The sequence below is a fragment of the Bacillus sp. EE-W1 genome, assembly GCF_009760835.1.
Taxonomy (GTDB): Bacteria; Bacillota; Bacilli; order Bacillales; family Bacillaceae_G; genus Bacillus_A; species Bacillus_A wiedmannii.
The window spans coordinates 79,377-97,287 of the sequence record NZ_WIPE01000064.1 but is presented as its reverse complement, the minus strand read 5'-3'; the positions used below and the strand labels follow the sequence as shown (position 1 = coordinate 97,287).

At 34.0% G+C, this 17,911-nt stretch carries 22 protein-coding genes and 1 pseudogene; 20 read left to right on the top strand and 3 right to left on the bottom strand.

What is annotated here, in order from left to right:
- Window positions 1-25: 25 nt before the first annotated feature.
- The 3 genes from GFJ36_RS15330 to GFJ36_RS15320 form a co-directional block, all read right to left on the bottom strand.
- Window positions 26-697 (bottom strand): TerC family protein, encoded by a 672-nt coding sequence (locus GFJ36_RS15330; RefSeq protein ID WP_087983770.1) that lies wholly within the window; start codon window positions 695-697, stop codon window positions 26-28.
- A gap of 112 nt (window positions 698-809) precedes the next feature.
- The gene (locus GFJ36_RS15325; RefSeq protein WP_097891862.1) at window positions 810-1,472 is read right to left on the bottom strand and encodes a DUF3841 domain-containing protein; all 663 of its coding nucleotides are present in this window, start codon (window positions 1,470-1,472) and stop codon (window positions 810-812) included.
- Window positions 1,473-1,656: 184 nt separating this feature from the next.
- Window positions 1,657-2,484, bottom strand: a complete 828-nt coding sequence (locus GFJ36_RS15320) for a peptidoglycan-N-acetylglucosamine deacetylase (RefSeq protein ID WP_060487153.1) — start codon at window positions 2,482-2,484, stop codon at window positions 1,657-1,659.
- 565 nt (window positions 2,485-3,049) lie between these two features.
- Here GFJ36_RS15320 and GFJ36_RS15315 point away from each other — a divergent pair.
- From GFJ36_RS15315 to GFJ36_RS15220, 20 genes and pseudogenes are all read left to right on the top strand, one after another.
- Window positions 3,050-3,439: a VOC family protein gene (locus tag GFJ36_RS15315; protein WP_087983772.1), complete on the top strand. Its 390-nt coding sequence runs from the start codon at window positions 3,050-3,052 to the stop codon at window positions 3,437-3,439.
- 11 nt (window positions 3,440-3,450) lie between these two features.
- Window positions 3,451-3,636, top strand: a pseudogene (locus GFJ36_RS15310) (cysteine synthase family protein); the annotation flags it as partial.
- Window positions 3,637-3,877: 241 nt separating this feature from the next.
- Complete coding sequence (locus GFJ36_RS15305) at window positions 3,878-4,561, top strand: DNA alkylation repair protein (protein ID WP_087983774.1); 684 nt, start codon at window positions 3,878-3,880, stop codon at window positions 4,559-4,561.
- Window positions 4,562-4,577: 16 nt separating this feature from the next.
- Window positions 4,578-5,279, top strand: coding sequence for a nucleotidyltransferase domain-containing protein (locus GFJ36_RS15300; protein WP_097891864.1), 702 nt, complete (start codon window positions 4,578-4,580; stop codon window positions 5,277-5,279).
- Between the two features lie 15 nt (window positions 5,280-5,294).
- A complete protein-coding gene (locus GFJ36_RS15295; RefSeq protein WP_097891867.1) occupies window positions 5,295-5,840 on the top strand; it encodes a GNAT family N-acetyltransferase in 546 nt (181 codons plus the stop codon).
- A gap of 34 nt (window positions 5,841-5,874) precedes the next feature.
- A complete protein-coding gene (locus GFJ36_RS15290; RefSeq protein ID WP_097891870.1) occupies window positions 5,875-6,375 on the top strand; it encodes a GNAT family N-acetyltransferase in 501 nt (166 codons plus the stop codon).
- 15 nt (window positions 6,376-6,390) lie between these two features.
- Window positions 6,391-6,912, top strand: a complete 522-nt coding sequence (locus tag GFJ36_RS15285; protein WP_097891873.1) for a DinB family protein — start codon at window positions 6,391-6,393, stop codon at window positions 6,910-6,912.
- 69 nt (window positions 6,913-6,981) lie between these two features.
- A complete protein-coding gene (locus tag GFJ36_RS15280) occupies window positions 6,982-7,920 on the top strand; it encodes a DMT family transporter (RefSeq protein WP_000643664.1) in 939 nt (312 codons plus the stop codon).
- Window positions 7,921-7,976: 56 nt separating this feature from the next.
- The gene (locus GFJ36_RS15275) at window positions 7,977-8,378 is read left to right on the top strand and encodes a GNAT family N-acetyltransferase (protein ID WP_087983912.1); all 402 of its coding nucleotides are present in this window, start codon (window positions 7,977-7,979) and stop codon (window positions 8,376-8,378) included.
- 112 nt (window positions 8,379-8,490) lie between these two features.
- The gene (locus GFJ36_RS15270; protein ID WP_087983780.1) at window positions 8,491-9,102 is read left to right on the top strand and encodes a hypothetical protein; all 612 of its coding nucleotides are present in this window, start codon (window positions 8,491-8,493) and stop codon (window positions 9,100-9,102) included.
- A 20-nt stretch (window positions 9,103-9,122) separates the two neighbouring features.
- Window positions 9,123-10,370, top strand: a complete 1,248-nt coding sequence (locus GFJ36_RS15265) for a glutathionylspermidine synthase family protein (RefSeq protein ID WP_097891876.1) — start codon at window positions 9,123-9,125, stop codon at window positions 10,368-10,370.
- A gap of 324 nt (window positions 10,371-10,694) precedes the next feature.
- The gene (gene aacC, locus GFJ36_RS15260) at window positions 10,695-11,495 is read left to right on the top strand and encodes a BA2930 family N-acetyltransferase (protein WP_131233603.1); all 801 of its coding nucleotides are present in this window, start codon (window positions 10,695-10,697) and stop codon (window positions 11,493-11,495) included.
- Between the two features lie 12 nt (window positions 11,496-11,507).
- A complete protein-coding gene (locus GFJ36_RS15255; RefSeq protein WP_048566190.1) occupies window positions 11,508-12,197 on the top strand; it encodes a phosphopantothenoylcysteine decarboxylase domain-containing protein in 690 nt (229 codons plus the stop codon).
- Between the two features lie 137 nt (window positions 12,198-12,334).
- Window positions 12,335-12,808, top strand: coding sequence for a tetratricopeptide repeat protein (locus GFJ36_RS15250; RefSeq protein WP_137036125.1), 474 nt, complete (start codon window positions 12,335-12,337; stop codon window positions 12,806-12,808).
- A gap of 12 nt (window positions 12,809-12,820) precedes the next feature.
- Window positions 12,821-13,870, top strand: a complete 1,050-nt coding sequence (locus tag GFJ36_RS15245; protein ID WP_097891883.1) for a hypothetical protein — start codon at window positions 12,821-12,823, stop codon at window positions 13,868-13,870.
- The gene (locus tag GFJ36_RS15240) at window positions 13,863-14,333 is read left to right on the top strand and encodes an NUDIX hydrolase (RefSeq protein WP_097891885.1); all 471 of its coding nucleotides are present in this window, start codon (window positions 13,863-13,865) and stop codon (window positions 14,331-14,333) included. The genes GFJ36_RS15245 and GFJ36_RS15240 overlap by 8 nt, the downstream gene beginning before the upstream one ends.
- Window positions 14,334-14,528: 195 nt before the next feature.
- Entirely contained in the window at window positions 14,529-15,053 is a 525-nt protein-coding gene (locus tag GFJ36_RS15235) for a ribonuclease FAU-1 family protein (protein ID WP_087983785.1), read from the top strand.
- Between the two features lie 171 nt (window positions 15,054-15,224).
- Window positions 15,225-15,980, top strand: a complete 756-nt coding sequence (locus tag GFJ36_RS15230) for an ABC transporter ATP-binding protein (RefSeq protein WP_087983786.1) — start codon at window positions 15,225-15,227, stop codon at window positions 15,978-15,980.
- Window positions 15,981-15,998: 18 nt separating this feature from the next.
- Entirely contained in the window at window positions 15,999-16,985 is a 987-nt protein-coding gene (locus tag GFJ36_RS15225; RefSeq protein WP_087983787.1) for an aliphatic sulfonate ABC transporter substrate-binding protein, read from the top strand.
- Window positions 16,986-17,001: 16 nt separating this feature from the next.
- Entirely contained in the window at window positions 17,002-17,850 is an 849-nt protein-coding gene (locus GFJ36_RS15220; RefSeq protein WP_087983788.1) for an ABC transporter permease, read from the top strand.
- The last annotated feature ends 61 nt before the right edge of the window (window positions 17,851-17,911 follow it).

The window sequence follows — 17,911 nt, the reverse complement described above, 5'->3', positions numbered from 1 at the left end:
TTTGTTTGTACATATAACGTTGTCATTATATAGAATTATCTTTCGTTTTTTGTTTCATCTTTCCAAAGAATACTACACCGGCAATGATAATAATGATAAATGCCCATTTTATGAAAGGATTACTTTCGAAAAATCCAGCGAACCATTTCTCATCTACAATCATTTTCGCAGCAGTATAAGCTAAAACAGCTGCTCCAATCGTAATGATGACAGGGAATCTATCCACCCATTTTAAAATTAAGGTACTGCCCCATACTACTACTGGAATAGATACTAATAGTCCAATGATTACTAAAGAAAAATTACCATGCGCAGCTCCCGCAACAGCGAGAACATTATCAATTCCCATTAATGCATCAGCTATAATAATGGTTTTAATAGCAGACCAAAATCCTTCTTCTGCCTTAATATCATGATCTTTACCTTCAGCAATTAATTTGTAAGCAATCCATATAAGGAGTACACCACCAATTAGAAGTAGCCCTGGTATTTTTAATAACCAAACGACAACTAAAGTAGCGAGGGCTCTAATCGCGATTGCCCCGATAGTTCCCCAAATAATAACTTTCTTTTGCTGATCTTTCGGTAATCGCCTTGCTGCTAACCCAATTACAATGGCATTATCACCGGCTAACACTAAATCAATTACAATGATGGCAAGTAAGGCAGATAAATATTCGGTTGTAAGAAAATCCATATACACATCACTCCTTAAGAGTAATATGTGCTAAAGTGTTGATAATATAAAAAATAGGATTGAATTTGTATACTCAATCCATAATTTCTTACTGTATTTTGATATATATGTTTTAATTCTGTATAAGCCGTTTTTGCAATTTTTTTTGCTTGTCGTTTCTTTTTCTTAATTTTCGATTCATCTTTTTGATACGATTTTCTTTTCTATTATCCCAGTTATCACTTCTGATTTCATTAATAGATTTATCTTCCTTAGCACGAAAACGTCTGACTTTTTTTACAAAGGAAAGGGGGATTTTGCCGATAACACCTTGTTTTTTTAATGAGGCCTCTTTACCTTTATACCAATCAGGATGAGATAATAAATAGTCGAAGTCGAATATTAATCTGTACTCTTCATCCATAAAAGTAAACCAGTCTTTTAATGTTCGTTTATTTGTTTGATGAAAATACATAGAGCTAGCAGTCATGGCACAACACCAGTAACTAATATCACTCCATAGTACCCATTCATTCGGCACATCAAGTGTTAAAATTACCATTTTTGAATTTTCTCTACCCCAGGCTTTAGCATTTCGATCTGGATAATTATTTGCTTCCCAGACCCAAATAGGATAGTTACCTTCGTAGTGGGGTAATCTTTTTTTAGCTACACGTACCATCCAATCGTATGGATATATAAAATCGGGATCGATGTTTTCTTTACTTCCTTCTAAATAACCAAGTTTTTTAAATTGTTTCCATGCTGTTTCAGTTTGAACTGTATATACTATCATGTGACACCTACTCATTTAAATTAGCCTATAGTATAACATGACATGTTTTTAAGTTGAATTAATGTGATTCTTAATTTCTATTCATATAAGGGAAGGAGGGAGTTGAATTGAATACACGAGAAGTAATACCCAATGCGATAAAAAAAGACTCAATAACCTACTAGAGGAAATCAAGTCTTTTTCATTACATACGATTATCGTGCCAGAAGTTTAATGGGAAGTGTTCGTTCTCACTATAACTTTCTAATTCATATCCTTTTTCTTTCAGCCCCTTAATAATTCCAGGTACTGCTTTAACGGATTGTGGATGAATGTCGTGCATAAGAATAACTTCTGTCGGTTTGTTAGCACCATTTAGAACGTTTTCGACAATTTTAGCTGACGCAGCGTCAACAGGCATTTTGTTATATTTCCAGTCTAAAGAATCAATTGTCCAATCCCAAACTTTCAAGCCATTTTCTACAACTTTGTTACGAAGAGCTTCATTTAATCCTGGCATTGAACCGTAAGATGGACGAGTTAATACTGGTGATTTACCTAGAACACCAGCGATTAAGCCTTGGTCTTCCTTCATTTCATCTACGTAATGACCTTCTGTGTAAAGTTTCTTGTAGTTATGAGTCATACTGTGCATCCCAACGTAGTGGCCTTCAGCATCTTCACGTTTTACAAGATCAGGGAATGCTTTTACGTTTGAACCAATTAGGAAAAATGTTGCTTTTGCATTTTCTCTCTTTAACATATCTAAAAGCTCAGCTGTGTATTTTCCAGGACCATCATCAAATGTTAAATAAGCTACTTTTCTAACTTGCCCATTATATTGTTTTGGAGCTTCTTTCGGTGCAAGAGATGATTGAATTTCACTTACAAGTTGAACAGATTTTGCTTCATCCTCTGTACTTGCTAGAGCAATATGTGCTGATCCTAAAGCTGCTTCGTATGTAAATAATACCCCCGCGCAAATCAACATAGCCCTTTTTACTAAAGTTGTCATTCGAATTCCATTGTGCATAATTTTCCTTCTCTCTATAAAAGTTCTACTCTACTATATTAGCAATTATAGGGAGGTAATTGCAAAAAAACTTTTTTACAAGTGCAAAAAAGTTTGTTCAAAAATATGCAAGATTTTGTATCAATTGCAGTCTTGAAAAAACAGGGTGATTTTAATGTTTATTATGAAAATTTTCTGGAATTAAATTTGGTTCTTCTAATAATGATGTAGGTGGTTTTTAGGAGAATCGATATCAAAATGAAAGGGGACTAATCATACTTTCGTAGCATTTCATTTTCATTCCAATTATTGATTCGAATATTTTTGTTTTCTATTAAAATATTGGTATAGAAAAAATTAAATTTTAGTCTGGGGAACATTTGATATTATCGGAAGAACTATTTATTTCATCTCAATATTTACATAACTACTTTTATATGAATTTAATACTAAAGTCCTACTATTTATAAACTAATAGGTCTTTCAACTTAGGTAGTTCTCACACTAATGAGGGATATGAAAGGAAATATATGTAACTTATAATAATTACTATAAAGCTTTGGAAAATGAAAAGGAGGAGATTTGCATGAAGAATTGGGTTCAATTTAGAATGGCAAGACCAACAGATAAATTTGAAGAAGTTATAAGTTTTTATGAGACGGGGTTAGGATTAAAGCGTATAGGAGAATTTCACAATCATGAAGGATATGATGGAGTTATGTTTGGATTACCGGATGCCGAGTATCATTTGGAGTTTACAACGCATGTTAATGGAAGTCCATGTCCGGCACCGACAAAAGATAATTTACTAGTTTTTTATATGCCTAATAAAAATGAAATTGAAAAAATAGTGAATCGATTAAGTAATATGGGCTATCATGAGGTAGAACCAGAAAATCCGTATTGGATAGAGAAAGGGACCACAATAGAGGATCCAGATGGTTGGAGAATTGTACTTATGAACGCATTTGAATAAAGAAGCTCTTTTTGTATGAAATAGCACGTTTTTATAATGAAACTGGTATGAAAATAGGGACGTCTGCGGCAGCGAATTTATTAGCTGCTAAACAAATTGGAAAAGAAAAAGGTGCGAATTTTAATGTAGTTACAGTTTTTCCGGACGCAGTGTCTATAGAAGAGTGGTCAGATGTAAAGAGCTTACAACAAATATAGAGAAAATCGAATAAATAAAAGTTCTTTCATATTCTATTTCTTATACTTTGGAAAATTGATGAAATGAAAACCTGTATATGTAAAATGTACAGGTTTTTCGTGGTTGTGTTAGTTATCTGTAGAAACTTTAAAATTTCACATACCGTATTTTAAAAAATAAATATAGGAAAACCAAAAAGTAATGTAGAATATATCGTACATACATATATGAAGTCAACATAAAAGATAAAGAGGTGGGCATATGTTACTTGAAGAAGTAATGCAGCAACTAGAGGAATATGGAACAGAACAAAATCGTAAAACGTATAAAAACCACGGAGCGAAAGAGCCACTATTCGGAGTTAGTTTTGCCAATTTAAAATTGTTAAAAAAGAAGATAAAAAAAGATCATGATTTAGCAATTTCGTTATGGAAAACAAAAAATATGGATGCAATGACTTTAGCAACAATGATTGTAGATCCAAAGCAAGTTACGACAGAACAGCTAAACAAATGGGTACAGGAAGTTGATTATTATTGTTTAATGGACGTTTTGATGACGGCTATTTGTACGTCGCCAATCGCGATAGAAAGAATGGAAGAATGGACAAAGTCTGATGATGAATGGATTGGAAGAGCAGGATGGTCTCTATTAGCGAATATAGCGATTAAAAATAAAACGTTACATGATGAATTCTTCACTCCGTATTTAGAAGAGATTAAAGCAAATATACATAATGAAAAAAATAGAAAAAGAGAAGCGATGAATAGTGCTTTAATTGCGCTAGGAATTCGTAATGAAGACTTAGAGAGAAAAGCGATTGAAATTGCACGTGAAATTGGGAAAGTACAAGTTGACCATGGGGCAACGTCATGCAAAACACCAGAAGCAGAACCGTATATACAAAAGGCGAGAGAAAGAGCTGAAAAAAAGAAAGTGAAATAAGAAAAGGGGAACGGTTATGAAACCAATGGAAGCAGCACAAAGCATAATTACATCACAATTTCCGAATTGTGATGTAGCTTTACTGGGAGGAAGCGTTGTAAGAGGAGAAGCGACAAAAACATCTGATCTGGACATTGTTATAGTTGATCAAAATTTACCGTCTTGTTATAGAGAATCTTTCTATAGTAATGGATGGCCTGTTGAAGTGTTTGTACATAATTTTGAAACGTGTAAAACCTTTTTTAAAATGGATTGTGACCGAGGGAGACCTTCGTTACCACAATTAGTTTCAGAGGGTATTGTATTAAAAGGAGAAAATGAAATTGTTGAGAAATTAAAAAGAGAAGCAAATGATTTACTAAATAAAGGGCCAGCTAAATGGACTGAAGAAATGATGAAGCAGAAGCGATATTTTATTACGGATACTTTGGATGACTTTATCGGGGCGACAAAAAGAGAAGAAGAGTTGTTTATCGCGAATTTATTAGCTGATTTATTACATGAATATATATTAAGAGTAAATGGAAAATGGCTTGGAAGTTCAAAATGGTTTATAAGGGTACTTAGAAAATATGATGAACAATACGCAGATCAATTTGTAGCGGCTTTCGATCATTTTTATATAACTGGAGAGAAAATGAAATTAATTACTTTTGTAGAAAAAACACTAGAACAGTATGGAGGAAGAATGTTCGAAGGGTTTTCTATAGGAAAATAAGAAGGGGCTAACACAATGAATGTACCATTTGTTCAATTAAGAGAACTGACACTAGATGATGTAGAAGATCGATATCAATGGTCATTAGATACACAAGTAACGAAACATTTAGTTGTACCAGATCAATATCCACCGTTCACTCGTGAAGATACGAAAATATGGATTGAAGCATGTATAAATCGAAAAAATGGTTATGAACAAAGAGCTATCACGGCAGAGAACGGCATACATATTGGATGGGTAGATCTTAAAAACTTTGATAAAACAAATAAACATGCAGAACTGGGAATCGCGATTGGTAATAAAGAGTATTGGGGTAAAGGATATGGATTAGCAGGTTTATATAGTATGTTACATCTGGCATTCATTGAATTTGAATTAGAAAAAGTTTGGCTACGTGTAGACGAAGATAATTTTCAAGCTAGAAAGAGCTATGAAAAGGCCGGTTTTGTTTGTGAAGGACTAATGAGAAATGATCGATTACGTAAAGGTCAGTTCATTCATCGATATCGTTATAGTATGTTAAGAGAAGAATATCAAACATTAATTAGTAGTTCATAAAAATATTATGTAAATTATAAGGGGATGGAGTAATATGATTCGATTACTAACGAAAGAAGATGCGGAAAAATATTGGGAGTTACGTTTACAAGCATTACAAGTAAATCCAGAGGCATTTGTAACGACTTATGAAGAGGCGATTCGTCAAGAAAATCCGATTAAGCGAGTGGAAAGTAATTTAACAGCTGCTACTAGTTGTACATTCGGTGCTTTTAATGCGGATCATCAATTAGTTGGAGTTGTCACTTTACTAACAGAAGAGAAAGAGGCATATAAACATAAAGGGCATATCGTTGCGATGTATGTAGATGCAAGTAATCGAAGAAGTGGCCTTGCACGTGAGTTAATACGTAAGGCAATTGAAAAAGCAAGAGAAATGGACTTGGAACAATTGACTTTAGGTGTTGTGTCCACAAATGAGCCAGCAAAAAAATTGTATGAATCAATGGGCTTTCAAACGTATGGAATCGAGAAAAGAGCTTTAAAAATAAACGGTGTATATAGTGATGATGAATATATGGTGTTGTTCTTTTAAGAAAGGGAGTTTAGTATGAAAGATCTCCGTTTAGAAAAAAATATGAACCCGCAAGTAGCGATTTTGTATGCGACGGTTACGGATACATTTAAACGATTGCAAAAGTTAGTAGAAGGTATTGATGAGAAAGAATTGTCTTTTAAAGGGTCAGAAAATAATGAAAATAGTATTGGACAACTACTTCAACATTTAGCAGTTGTCGATTTACATTGGGTGTACCGCTTAAAAGGAGAAGCAATTCCACAGGCACTTGATACTATATATGGACCTATGTTAAATGAAGCAGGAAAACTGCCAAGTTTAAGAAAACAGACGTTGCAACAATTAATGCAAGATTATGAAGCTGTGCAACATATGTTTTATGCGGAATGTATGAAACTAACAGAAAATGATTTAACACGAGAAGTTTTTTATGAAAAGGGAGAAAATGCGACTATAAGATGGGGAATATGGCATATAGCAGATCATAATCGGTACCATCAAGCTCATATTAGTCAGATAAGAAAACTATATAGAGCTAGAATACATGCGAGATAAAGATTTCAAATTTTAATTATATTTAATTTGTTGTATAGTATAAGAAGAAACTAAATAAGGGGTTTTATCATGAAAGCTATTGCAGTAGGGATATTGGCATCATTTTTCTTTGCCTTTACCTTTGTTTTAAACCGGGCGATGGACTTAGAAGGTGGAAGCTGGATTTGGAGTGCTTCACTACGGTACTACTTTATGGTTCCAATGCTTTTACTTATTGTCATGTATAGAGGAAACTTAAAGCAACTCTTTCAATATATGAAAAACAATCCGAAAGAATGGTTAGTTTGGAGTATCGTTGGATTTGGTCTCTTTTATGCACCACTTAGTTTTGCTGGAGCTTTCGGACCTGGTTGGCTCGTTGCATCAACATGGCAAATTACGATTGTAGCAGGGATTTTGTTAACACCATTTTTTGCGGTAGATCCGTTACATAAAAAACTCCCAATGAAGGAATTAGTTATGTCGGGTATTATTTTATGTGGTGTTGTACTCATGCAAGTAGAACATGCTTCTTCATTAGGAATTCGTGAAACCGTTTTATGTGTAGTTCCTGTACTTATTGCAGCGTTTGCGTACCCTCTTGGAAATCGAAAAATGATGCAAGTTTGTAAAGGGGAATTAGACGTATTTCAGCGAGTTCTCGGTATGACATTAGCAAGCTTACCATTTTGGTTTTTACTATCTGGTTATGAAGTATCAACAGGCGGATTACCGTCAAGTAGCCAAGTTTTCCAATGTTTTATAGTAGCAGTTAGTTCTGGCTTAATCGCAACGGTATTATTCTTCTTTGCGACAGATCTTGTAAAAGATGATCCGCAAAAACTAGCAACAGTGGAAGCAACTCAGTCCGGTGAGGTTTTATTTGCGCTAGTAGGAGAACTTATCTTGTTATCTGCACCAATTCCGTCATCTTTATCTTGGATTGGTATGAGCCTCGTTATTATTGGAATGATACTACATAGTTATGTAGCGGTCGTTGTGAAGAAAGAAGAAAAAATAACGGCGTAATGAGATTAGCTCTTTATATAAAGAGCTAATCTTTTTTCATGGAAAGGGATGTAGAAATGAATTTGCAACGCGTCGAACAAATTGTGAAAGATCCAATTTTAAATGTGTTACAGTATGCAGTCGGGCCAAGTGAAACTAGCTTAAAGAAAGCAGTTTTATATTATGAGAGTAATAAAGGTACTTTGTACAGATATGAAGAAGAGGCTTGTATAGGTATTGAAATAATCGGAGCAAATAAAGCGAGAATATGTCACATAGCAGTCGTCCCGCAATTTCGTCATAAAGGAATTGCGTTGCAAATGATAAAGGAAGTATTAAGAATGCATCAATTGACGTATCTCGAGGCTGAGACAGACGATGAGGCAGTAGAATTTTATAAAAAAATTGGTTTTCAAGTTAAAAGTTTAGGAGAAAAATATCCAGGAATTGAAAGGTTTCATTGTTACATGGAAAAATAGTATAAAAATATGCAAATGTGCATTTTAGGTATAGTTTGAAAAAAGTAAGATTTACATTATATAATAAAGGTATCTGGAAAAATATAGATAAAAGAAATTAGGTGTATAACACATGAGAATGGATAAAAGTAAATTTATAAAAATTGCTACTTCAATAGGGGTATCATCTTTTTTATTAACTGGATGTGGCGATTATGAAGAAGATACTGCTCAACAAGAAAGTACTGCTGTTAAAACGGATGGTGGAAAGCAAGGAAATGAACAAGAAACTTTACATTGTGATGATAAAACTCCTACCAATGAAAATGTAGAAAATGATGAGTTATGCAAGGAAATTAATCCATCGTTTTCATTGTATAATGAAAACTCACATTTACCGATACTGCCATTCGTAGCGGGATATTTATTAGCAAGCAGAACTTCAAATATGAATTATTCAGCAAAACCCAATGTAATGAAAAAAACGTATGCAAATAATATTATTCCATATCGTGAAAAAGACCAAAGTAGAACTGGTGGCAGCGGTGGTGGAGGATACTACGGTGGAACTAACAGTAACAACAATAATTCTTCCAATAAAGTAGATTTAAACAAACAACAGCCCAATTCCTCAAATAAGGTGACGCCAGATACAAATACGCCGAAATCATCTACTACTCAAACGCCGAAAGTGAATTCTGGTTCAAGTGGAATTGGAAACGCAAAAGCACCAGCCGGATCATAACACGAAAGGATAATAGGATCATGTATACAGAACAAGAGCAGAAAGAGTATATGAAAGTATGGTTTTCACTTGCGGAAGAGGCTGGTCGGAATGGTTTTACATGGCCGAGTCTATTAGAAAATGAAGAATGGAATCAATATATGGCAACAGGTATGTATCGTATGCCAGTAAAAACTTATACTGCTATTTCAAAAGCGACAGAGGAAGTTATGTACGTGTTATATAGAACGTATCAATATATTGTCAATACAACAGAAGATTTTCAAAAACTAGGATTTCCAGCTGAAACGTGGGAAATTGCGAGAATGAAACATATTGGTTTGTTTTCATATTTTACAAGGTTTGACTTTATCGTAAATGGTGAAGATATAAAGTTAATAGAAGTAAATTGTGACACACCAACAGGTTATTTAGAGCCGTCTGTCGCAAATGAAGTGTTATGCCGTTATCACGACGTGAATCACCCAAATCATATAGAAGAGCATATTGTGCAGGCGTGGGAACAAATTAAACATGACTATAATATAGGTCCTGAAGAGACGATATATTTTACTAGTTATGATTGGCACGATGAAGATCATCAAACAGTTCAATTTTTAAGAAGCTATTGCTTAGATCAATCAACAGACTATATAGGAATACAAGATATCGTCGTTACAGATGATGGTATATATACGCCAAGTGGCGAACGAATCCATTATTTATATAGACTATATCCAATTGAATATTTAGTTTCAGATACCGATAAAAATGGGAAAAGAATTGGACTTCAGCTTTTAGATCATATAGCGCAAGGAAGAGTGAAAATTATTAATCCACCTGCTGCTTTTCTTATGCAAAATAAAAGTGTACTCGCATTAATTTGGCAACTGTTCGAAGAGGGAGTTTTCTTTGAGAAAGAAGAGCGAGAAATCATTCAGAACTACTTCTTACCAACATATTTTACAAATAAACCGTTTATAGAAAGAAATGAATCATATGTTTCTAAACCTTTATACGGCCGTGAAGGCGGAGGAGTATCTATATACGAAAATGATGAACTATTGGCTGAAGATAAAACGAAGTATTACTTTGAACAACGGAAAATATATCAGCAATACATAGAAATGCCTGACTATACAATTGACACATGGGATGGTCCGTATGCTGGTAAACTATTAATTGGTTCACACTGTATTAGCGGGAGAGCCGCAGGGTTATTTTTACGTGTAGGCGAGAAAATAACGGGAAACTTATCGATGTTTACAGGGGTTACAATTGAAGGGTAAATGAAACGGAAGAGCTTATCAGTTGTGATGGGCTCTTTCGTTTATATATAGTGTTTGTATTGTTTTGACGTATCACTTTTATTTTTCTTCATACTGAAAAAACGTATGTAATTAAGCAAATTAGTTCAAATAGTAGAAAAGAGAATAAAGTTTTTTTATTTATCTGCTATTGTTATTTGAGATCGATATATTGTCATTTGATTATTATGCATGTGAATTTATAACCTTTTTTTGAAGTGACAGAAATGATTAAGTTAAAAATTAAGAAAAATATGATAATATATGTATGTATTAGTTTTAAAAAATGGGGGAACAATCGTGAAAATGAATGACATAGTGGCAAGTACACAATTGCCAAATACAATCAAAACAATTACAAATGATTTAAGAGAATTAGGGTTAGAAAAAGGAATGACGGTTATTGTGCATTCTTCGCTCAGTTCTATTGGCTGGGTATCTGGCGGAGCCGTTGCGGTAGTAGAGGCGTTAATGAAAGTTATTACGGAAGAGGGAACAATTATTATGCCAACTCAATCTTCGGATTTATCTGATCCGAAACATTGGTCAAGACCACCTGTACCTGAAGAATGGTGGCAAATTATTCGAGATAACGTCCCGGCGTTTGAGCCACATATAACACCAACAAGGGCAATGGGAAAAGTAGTTGAATGTTTTCGTACATATCCAAATGTAGTACGTAGCAACCATCCATTAGGAAGTTTTGCTGCATGGGGAAAACATGCGGAAGAAATAACGATGAATCAGTCGCTATCAATGAGTTTAGGAGAGGAATCTCCATTAAGAAAAATATACGATTTAGATGGATACATATTATTAATTGGTGTTGGATATGATTCCAATACGTCTGTACATTTATCTGAAGTACGTACTGGTGCATGTGAGTTAATAAAAGTAGGGGCACCAATTATAGAGAATGGTGCAAGAGTATGGAAAGAGTTTGTTGATATGGATTACGATTCTGATAAGTTTGTAGAAATCGGTGTAGAGTTTGAGCGAAAAGGAACTGTAACAAATGGAAAAATAGGAAATGCAACGTGCCGTCTTATGAAGCAACGAGATATAGTTGACTTTGGAACAGAATGGTTTCGTAAGAAAAATCAGTAAGGGATGGTTACAATGAAGGGGAAAAAGGTATTAATTACGAGTGGTGGTTGTTTAGAAAAATGGGACCAAGTGCGTGGTCATACGAATATGGCAAAAGGAACAATTGGTAGAATAATTGCTGAAGAGTTTATAAGTAAAGGAGCACATGTTATATATTTACACGGTTATTTCGCTGAGAAACCGAACGATGTAAACAATCAATTAGAATTACACCCATTTGAAGGAATTGTTGATTTACAAGATAAAATGAAAAGTATAATTACACATGAAAAAGTCGATGCGGTCATTATGGCAGCGGCTGGATCAGATTGGGTTGTAGACAAAATTTGTGATCAAGATGGTAATGTTCTTAATATGAATGGGAAAATTTCAAGTGATATAGCGCCAATTATTCATTTTCAAAAGGCTCCAAAAGTATTAAAGCAAATAAAAGAGTGGGATCCAGAAACCGTACTCGTTGGCTTTAAACTTGAAAGTGATGTAAATGAAGAAGAATTGTTTGAAAGAGCGAAAAATAGAATGAAAGAATCTAAGGCAAATGTAATGATTGCAAATTCACCACATTCTTTATATTCACGTGGAGCGGTGCACTACGTAATTGGACAGGACGGTAAAGGGAAGTTATGTAATGGGAAAGATGAAACGGCGAAAGAAATTGTCAAAAGGTTAGAAGTACTATGTAATCACATTACTGCTTTATAATTTTAAGTATTTGGATAAGAGTGAATCCGCATAGTATATATAGGTAAGCGAAACTTTAATTTATGGGAATTTTACTTTTACACAAACGTTAACCATTCAAGATGGATACATAAAATAATTGGTGAGGAGTGGATTCTATGGAACATTTATTAAAGCAAGCGATTAAACTAAGAAATGAAAAGAAATATGCGCAATCTAGAGAGATACTAATGGGGTTAACCAATTTTACGCGGGATGCAGAAGTGCTTTTTCAATGTGCCTGGATACATGATGTAATGGGACTTGAAACAGACGCTGTGCCGTATTATGAACAGGCAATTGCAAATGGTCTTGATGGTGAGTCACTTTGCGGTGCATATATCGGTCTTGGAAGTACATATCGTTGTATAGGTGAGTATGACAAAGCAATTACAGTTTTAGAAACAGGTTTGCAGCAGTTTCCGGATAATGACGTGATAAAAGTATTTTTATCATTAGCAAAATATAACGTTAACGATCATGAATCCGCGATGAAATTATTACTTGAAACGGTTATAAAAGTAGACGAAGTTAAAGAATTTGAACGTGCGATTACATTTTATAAAGATCATTTAAACGAGGTTTTTAAATAGAGGAGTGAACGTATGAATGCCACACTATCACGAAGGCGAAAAGGCATTTGGATTGGACTCGTATCTTTCATCTTGTTATCAAACTATTTATTGTATGCCCTTCCGATTGTACCAGCCGCTCCGAAAGAAGTAGTGCTTGGTTCTTTGTTAGATTGTATGTTTGTAATTCCGATTATTACATATTTCTTTATTATTCAAAAAAGATACTCGCTAACGTATATATTTCCTGTCGTAATAGCTGGATATATATTTGCGAGATTTATTATTCCAAGTGACTATTTACAAGCTTTTTCAAACGTTTCTTATATTATAGTTGCGGGAGAAATTGCTTTTGTAGGTCTAGAACTATTCCTGTTGTATAAAATCGTTAAAGTGCTTCCTAATACAATCAAAAGATATAAAGAATATAGAAGAGAATATTCTTCATTTTCTTATGCGATTGATGCAGCGTTTGATGCTACTATGAAAAGAAATAAATTAGTAGATATCATTGTAACAGAGTGTAAGTTAATCTATTATGCATTTTTATCGTGGTATATAAAAGTACCGGAAGGTGAATCCGTATTCTCATATCACAAAAAGACCGGTGCAATAGGTGTATATATCATGATCATTCATGCGACCATAATAGAAAGTATTGGTTTTCATTATTTACTTCATCAATGGAATCCAGTAGTAGCATGGATTTTACTTATTTTAAACGCATACGCAATGTTTTATTTTTTAGCTGAAATACAAGCAATGCGTAAAAATCCAATTATTGTTACAGAAGAACGAGTAATCATTCAAATCGGATTAGGAAAGAAAATTGTTATACCATTTACACAAATTGATAAAATTGCATTTTATAAAGACGAACCTTTAAAGAAAGAAAAAGAAGTTCTTGACGCAACTGTGATGGAATTTATAAAGGAACCTCCAACATTTGAAATAACGCTAAAAGAGCCAGTGAAAGCACAATTGTTATATGGATTTTCTAAAACAGTAAGTCGTGTTCACTTAAATGTTGATGAGGAACGGAAATTTTATGATGCGGTTATAGAGAAGTTGAAGCATGAATAATGCTACTAATTTTCATCGTGCGTTTGGTGTGTATGGCATTTGTATCGAAAACAATAATTTATTAGTAATTGATAAATTTAAAGGTCCATATAGAAATCGTAATGATCTACCTGGTGGTAGTTTAGAAGATGGAGAATCATTATTAGCTGGACTTCATAGAGAGATTAAAGAAGAGACTGGGCTAAATGTAACGGTAGTAAAACAAGTAGGTACAATTAATTTTCAATTTCCATCAAAATTTAATGAGTACACACATGTACATCATATCGCAGTTTTTTACTTTGTAGAAAGGTGCGGAGGTGAATTCAAAGTATCGGAACAATTTGAAGAGCAAGATTCATTAGGAGCTAGATGGATTCCAATAGAAAGTATTACTGAAGATAATTCATCTCCTCTTGTATGTAGTGCTGTAGAGTGGTTAAAAGAATCTAAGTTTAGTTTAGAAGTAAAGGCTTACAAATAAAGGCTTACAAATCATGGGTTATAAAATAATAATAATACTGGAGTTCCTTCTAATTTAGAAGGGGCTTTTTTGTGAAGGAGAAAATGAGATTATATAAATATTAACTTGAAAAAATGAATGAATTGACTGGACGCTTTCTTAATGGAAATATAAAGGGATATAATAAAAGAACTAAAATAAAAGGGGAAATAAAAAATGAGTTGCTTACGTACGTCAGACATTGAAATTATTGAAAGAAAAATCCGATATGATGGTACAACCATAGATCATGCTTGTTTACTAATAGAAGCGCAGCAGGACAAAATTATTTTATATCATGAAGTACAGTATTCTTTTACAATGGCAGCAAACGATAAGAAGTTAACAATCCCGAAAGGAAGTTATACAGTTGCATATTACTGGGGAAATCTTCCATATAATTTATACGTTTGGAGAGATCAGGATGGGGGGTATCTAGGTTCGTATTTTAATATTGTAAAGAATACATGTATAACGGATGAAGTGGTATCCTTTGAAGATTTAATCCTTGATATTATGATACTTCCAAGTGGAGAATTTTTTATATTGGATGAGGATGAATTACCTGAGTCGTTAGAACAATTTGAAGACGGGTATGTAGAAAAGGCTCTTCATACAGTCAAAAACACAATTCAAGAGTCACTTCCAGAAATCATTTCAGAAACTGCTACTCTTTATAAAAAAATAAATATCGTTCATTAAAACCCAGTTGACTTATCGGAAATATTTGTATAATATGTAGTTAATTCTATAACGTATTGCTGATTGGAGAAACCAAAGGCATTTTATCTATTGATAAAATGCCTTTGGTTTTTTTATTATACAAATGCTGAATCTATTCATTTAAATGAATCATTTCAAGGAGGGGAAGAAGTGACTGTTTCAATTGATGGGGTATCAAAATATTTTTCGAAACAAACTGGTACGGTTCAAGTATTAGAAGATATTAATTTTCAATTAGAGAAAGGTGATTTTGTCACTGTAATCGGACCGAGTGGTTGTGGGAAAAGTACGCTTTTGAAAATTGTTGCGGGGTTAGATAACGAATTTGAAGGTGAAGTTATCATCGATGGAGAGCAAATTGTAAAACCGAGTAAAAAACAAGGTTTTATTTTTCAAGAACATCGTTTATTTCCGTGGTTAACAGTTGAAGAAAATGTTGCTGCAGATCTGTCGTTAAAAGATAAGTATGTAAAAGACAAGGTAAAGGAATGGGTTGAAATCGTTCGATTGGATGGTTTTGAAAAATCATATCCGAAAGAAATTTCAGGCGGAATGTCACAACGTGTTGCGATTGCGAGGGCTTTATTAAGAGATCCGAATGTATTATTACTTGATGAACCATTTGGAGCACTGGATGCTTTTACTCGAAGTCATTTGCAAGAAGTGCTGCTGAACATTTGGGAACAAAAGAAAACGACAATGATATTTGTTACTCATGATATAGACGAGGCGATATATCTTTCAAACCGAATTATCATCATGAGTGCAAAGCCTGGGAAAATACATAAAGTTATTGAAAATAGTTTGCCCTATCCGCGAAATAAAACTTCTCAATCGTTCCAACAACTTCGAACGAAGGTGCTACATCAGTTTGAACACAGGGGACTGATTCAAACAAGTATATAGGAAAAGGGTGGATTATATATGTATAAAAAATGTAAGGTTCTTTCTTTTGCATTAGTTATATCTTTATTTTTATTAGGATGTGAAAAAAACACTGCAAGTAGTAAGAAAGAAGAGGTAACAATACAAATTGGTATACAGCAAGGATTAAGCCCGCTCTTACTGGCACAGAAAAAAGGGTGGTTTGAAGAAGAGTTAAAAAAAGAAGGAGTTAAGGTGAAATGGACAGAGTTTCAAAGCGGACCTCCTTATTTTGAGGCAATCGCATCAAATCGGTTGGATTTTGGTGAAGTGGGGAACTCCCCAGTTATTTCAGCGCAAGCTGCAGGTATTGAATTTACTGAACTTGCTAATACAAGTTATGCGAGAAAGGGAACAGGGATTCTTGTACAAAAAGATAGCAAGATTACGAGTGTAAAAGATTTAACAGGTAAAAAAATTGCAGTAGCAAAAGGAAGTAGCGCATTTAATTTATTATATCGAGCATTAGAAAAAGAAGGTATAAATGCGAAAGATGTAGATGTCATTCAACTGCAACCAGATGAAGCGCAGCCGGCATTTGAATCCGGATCAGTAGATGCATGGGCCATTTGGGATCCATTCATTTCACTACATACGTTAAATAAAGGGGCAAAGGTTATTGCAGATGGTGAACGATTAAATGTTTCTTCACCAGAGTTTTTAATTGCGAGAACAAAATTTGCGAAGGAACATCCAGAATTAGTTGAGAAATTCCTTAAAGTTTATGAAAAAGCACGTGTATGGCAAGAGTCAAACTTAGATGAAGCGATAAAAATATATACTTCTGCAAAGAAGATAGATGAAGAAATTGTAAAAGAAGTGTTTGATCACGACAAACCAATTTTAGTTCCGGTAACGAAAGAAATAATAGCGGAACAGCAAAAGACAGCGGATTTTCAATATAAGCTCGGCTCTATAAAGAAAGAAATCAAAACAGATAAAGTTGTAGATAATTCTTTCGTAGAAAAAGCATTAAAGGCGGAATGAAAAGAGGTTTTGTAAATTGGAGAATACGAAAGCTGTTATGAAAAGGGCGAGTATAGCGATTGGCAAAAACAATGTAAAGAAAGTACGAAAGACGAATGTAAAAGTGCTAGTAAGAGCGATTACTATACCGATTATCGTATTAATTATTTGGCAGTTAGCCGGCGTATTCGATTTAGTTTCTAAAACAGTTTTACCAACGCCATTAGATATATTACTAGCTTTTCAAGAACTTATAAAAACAGGAGAGTTATTCGGTCATTTAAGTATCAGTGTATTTAGGGCTGCGGCTGGTTTCTTTATCGGCGGGAGTTTAGGAATTATTTTAGGAACGATTGTTGGATTTTCAACGAGAAGTGAGCAATATTTAGATCCATCTGTACAAATGTTAAGAACTGTACCTCATTTAGCTGTTGCGCCACTTTTCGTATTATGGTTCGGTTTTGGAGAAACATCGAAAGTATTATTAATTGCGGACGGTGCATTTTTTCCTCTATACGTAAACGCGTTTTTAGGGATACGAGGTGTAGATTCAAAGTTATTCGATGTTGCCAGAGTGTTAGAGTTTAGTAAAAGAAAATTAATTACAAAATTAATTTTACCAGCAGCATTGCCGAACCTATTACTCGGAGCAAGATTATCATTAGGAGTTGCATGGGTGAGTTTAGTAGTAGCAGAACTTATGGGGTCTACAGAAGGTATCGGCTATATGATTATGGATGCAAGGCAATTTTCAAATACAGATATCGTATTTGTCGGCATTATTATTTTTGCATTCGTTGGAAAGTTTTCTGATTCACTCGTACGTTTACTAGAAGTGAAGTTTTTAAGATGGCGAGATAATTTTAAAGGAGAGACAGGGAATTAACATATAAAGTGAAACTTTAATCAGTAGGGGACATCCCCCACTGATTATCAGCCCTCACCAA